Genomic DNA, 2,843 nt, shown 5'->3' with positions numbered 1-2,843 from the left:
GTCAGGCCTTCATGGAAACGGCATGTGCCAACTATTTCGCAAGATGCGGGACACCTTCTATTTCTCGCGAAACGCGCGGCTGATCTGGTCGTGCAGCGGCTTGATCAGAAACGACATCACGGTGCGGGGACTGGTCTGAATGAAGGCTTCCACCGGCATGCCGGGCACGATCTTCAGGTCTTTGAGGCGCTCGACCTCGCTCGCCGGGACCGCGATGCGCACGGTGTAGTAACGCGCGCCGGTCTTTTGATCCTCCGTGACGTCGGCCGAAACCCGGGTGACCTCGCCGTTGAGCTCGGGCGTCGTGCGCTGGTTGAAGGCGGTGAAGCGCAAGATGGCGGTCTGGCCGAGGCGGACCTGGTCGATGTCCTGGGGTTGCACCTTGACCTCGGCGTCGAGTGCGTCGGCCTCGGGGACGATGAGCATGAGCACCTCGCCCGCCGTGATCACACCGCCCACCGTATGCACCGCCTGCTGAAACACGGTGCCGTCGATCGGAGCGCGGATATCCACGCGCTTGAGCTGATCCTCCGCCGCAACCTTCTTCTCGACCAGCTCGGCGGTCTTGGCCCGGATCTCGGCGAGGTCTTTGCCGACCTCGGAACGCATATCCTGATCGATCTGCAGAATCTGCAACTCGGTTTCCGTGATCTTGCCCTTGGCCTGGGCGATCGCCGCGATCAGCTGTCCGCGCTCGCCCTCGAGCCGCTCCTTCTCGCGTTCCAGTGCCGTGAGCCGCGCATAGGGGATGAGATTTTTCGCCCACAGGTCGCGGACGCCGGAAAGCTCCTTGCCGACCCAATCGATCTGCTTCTTCTTGGATTCGATCTGTGATTCGTTGCCGCGAATTTCGTCGCCCAATTGGGCGACGCGTTCCTTGAGCTGGGCCCGCTTGCCCTCCCGCCCGGCGCGGCGCATTTCGAATTGCTTGCGCTCGCCGTCGACCGCCTTGGCGACGTCCGGATTATTGACGCGCTCCACTAGCTCCTTGGGGAACTCGATACGGTCCGAATCGTCGCGCTCGGCCTCCTCGCGCGCGGCGCGGGCGGCGTTCTCATCCAGCGCCTTCACCAGGATCGCAAGATTGGCTCGGGCCTGCGTGTCGTCCAGCCGGGCGACAACGTCACCCTCGCGCACCCGGCCGCCCTCTCGCACCAGGAGCTCGCCCACCACGCCGCCGGTCGGGTGCTGAACCTTCTTCACATTCGAGTTCACCACCAGCTGCCCCTGCGCGATCACCGCGCCGGCGAACTCGGTGGTGGCGGCCCATCCTCCGAGGGTGAGCACCAGAACGATTGCCACGGCAGCGACTGCCACCGCATGTCGGCCCAACGCGCGCTGCACATCGATCTGATCCGGGTTCACGATGCGACCTCTCCGGAATTGCTCACGACCTTCAACGGTACCGCGGGCGCGGCGGACGCGCGGCGCAGCTTGGCGAGCGCTTCGTCCCTCGGCCCGAAGAATTGCGCCCGTCCGTCGACCATCACCAGCACGAGGTCGACGCTGGCGAGCGCGCTGGGCCGGTGCGCGATCACGACCGCCGCGCGCCCGCACGCCTGCGATCGCCTGCGTCAGCGCGTCCTCGCCCTCGGTATCCAGGTTGGAGTTGGGTTCGTCCAACACCACCAGGAACGGCTCGCCGTAGAGCGCACGCGCCAGCGCGATCCTCTGCTGCTGGCCCGCGGAGAGCGAAGCGCCGCCTTCGCCGACCTCGGTCTCGTAGCCGTCGGGCAGATGCAGGATCATCTCGTGGACGCCGGCGGCCATGGCCGCCGCGATGACGGCTTGCGACGGCGGTGCGCTTTCCAGCCGGGCGATGTTCTGCGCGACGCTGCCCGAGAACAGCTCGACTCCTTGCGGCAGATAGCCGATATGCCGGCCCAATGAGTTCGCCGCCCACTGGTCGAGCCTGGCCTCATCGAGACGCACGGCTCCCCCCACCGTCTGCCAGACTCCGACCAGCGCACGCGCAAGGGATGATTTCCCGGAGGCGCTCGGGCCGACCACGCCCAGCGCACTTCCCTTGGCCAGGCGGAACGTCACGTCCTGCACGACCATGCGCGTGCCGCCGGGGGGAACGACCCTGATGCCTTCGACCGACAGGCTGGCGACCGGCTTCGGCAATTCCAACGGCGCCTTGCCGTCCGGCATGACTTTCAACAGCTCGTTCAGCCGCCGCCAGCTCTGCCGGAAGGCGACGAAGCTGCGCCAGTTGGCGATGGCGAGATCGACGGGCGCCAGCGCCCTCGCAACGATGATCGAGGCCGCGATCATCACGCCGGCCGTGGCTTGTTGCTGGATCACGAGCAGCGCGCCGATGCCGAGCATGGCGGACTGCAGCACCATGCGCATGACTTTCGAGGTCGCTCCCAGCGCCCCGCCGACGTCGCTCGCGCGTTGATGCGCGTCGAGATACTTGACGTTCACCTCGTTCCACAGCGCGCCGAGTTGCGGCGCCATGCCCATGGCGTGGAGGACCTCGGCGTTGTGGTACGAGGATTCCGCCAGCGCGTTGCGCTGCGCCGCCAGCGCCGTGGCCGCTTTCGTCGGCTCCTTCGTGAACGCCTCGGTCAGCAATGTCAGCCCGATCAGAAGCATTGCGCCTACCAGCGCCGCCACTCCCAACCAGGTGTGGAACGCGAAGCAGACGGCGATATAGAGCGGCAGCCACGGCATATCCAGAAGCGCCACCGGGCCCATGCCGGACAAGAACGCGCGCACCTGATCGAGATCGCGGATGGGCTGGAGTCCGTCGCCCTGCCGAGGGTTGTGGAGGGCGAGGCGCGCAATGGTCTCGTACGTGCGCAAGCTCAGGCTTTGGCCGAGCGACCTGCCGACCC

Annotated in this window: 1 protein-coding gene and 1 pseudogene; both read right to left on the bottom strand. The window is 66.7% G+C overall.

Going from position 1 to position 2,843, the window contains the following annotated elements; genetic code table 11:
- Positions 1 to 57 precede the first annotated feature (57 nt).
- On the bottom strand, positions 58 to 1,365 hold the full coding sequence (locus tag VH499_RS07490; RefSeq protein ID WP_414709758.1) for an HlyD family type I secretion periplasmic adaptor subunit: 1,308 nt from the start codon (positions 1,363 to 1,365) through the stop codon (positions 58 to 60).
- Positions 1,362 to 2,843 (bottom strand): annotated as a pseudogene (locus tag VH499_RS07485) (type I secretion system permease/ATPase); the annotation flags it as partial. The gene VH499_RS07490 and the pseudogene VH499_RS07485, both read right to left, overlap by 4 nt.

Origin of the sequence: Reyranella sp., assembly GCF_036558665.1 — a bacterium.
Lineage (GTDB): Bacteria > Pseudomonadota > Alphaproteobacteria > Reyranellales > Reyranellaceae > Reyranella.
This window is presented reverse-complemented; position numbering and strand designations above follow the sequence as displayed.